General features: G+C 61.1%; 1 protein-coding gene. It reads left to right on the top strand.

Annotation, left to right across the window (positions count from 1 at the left end):
* Positions 1–141: 141 nt before the first annotated feature.
* On the top strand, positions 142–951 hold an 810-nt coding region (locus J6497_RS40655), incomplete at its 3' end, for an integrase core domain-containing protein (protein ID WP_225709746.1).

The following is a 951-nucleotide window of genomic DNA, read 5'->3' as shown; positions in this document are numbered from 1 at the left end:
GTTGATGACGTATTGGAATCGCCTAAGCTGGGCGGAATGATCGCGCTGTTCTGTTTCGCTCTGGCCGTCCTCGCCTCGCCCTTCAGGTCGAGGTTGCAGCTTGAAGCGGAGAACGCGGTGCTGCGACATCAGTAGATTGTCTTGCGGCGCAGGCTGCATGGTCGCGCCCGATTCACGAACCAGGATCGCTGGTTTCTGATCCAGCTGTATCGCTGGTTTCCGTCAATCCTGTCGGTCCTCACCATCATCCAGCCCGAGACGCTCGTGCGTTGGCACAAAGCCGGCTTTCGCGGCTACTGGCGGTGGAAGTCGCGATCTCTCGGAGGCCGACCGCAGATCGACACCGGGCTGCGCGTGTTGATCCGGCGGATCAGCGTCGACGATCCGCTTTGGGGTGCGCCGCGCATTCGCGGCGAGCTGCTCAAGCTCGGGTTTGAGGTCGGGCAGTCGAGCGTCGCCAAATACATGGTCAAGCGGCACGGGCTGCCAAGCCAGGAATGGCGAACCTTCCTGCGCAACCACATGCCGGACATCGCCGCCATGGACCTCTTCGTGGTTCCAACGATCGGGTTCGAGCTGCTCTATGGCTTCGTCATCCTCCGGGTCGATCGCAGAGAGCTCGTCTGGATCAACGTCACAACAAATCCGACACCTGAATGGGTGGCACATCAAATCACGGAGGCATTTCCTTGGGACAAGGCTCCGCACTACCTGATCCGCGATCGCGACCGGATCTATGGCGGCGTCGTTGCGCGGCGGTTACGCGCCATGGGCATCCGGGACAAGCCCACCGCACCAGCCGCGCCCTGGCAGAATGGGTTTGCCGAACGGCTGATCGGATCGATCCGGCGTGAGTGTGTGGACCACATCATTGTCTTAGGCGAGGCGCATCTGCGCCGAATCCTGCGAAGCTATGCGGACTATTACAAGCGTGTCAGAACGCATCGATCC

The organism is Bradyrhizobium cenepequi, from assembly GCF_020329485.1.
Classification (GTDB): domain Bacteria; phylum Pseudomonadota; class Alphaproteobacteria; order Rhizobiales; family Xanthobacteraceae; genus Bradyrhizobium; species Bradyrhizobium cenepequi.
The sequence above is the reverse complement of the archived record's forward strand: the minus strand, read 5'-3'. Positions and strand labels throughout refer to the sequence as shown.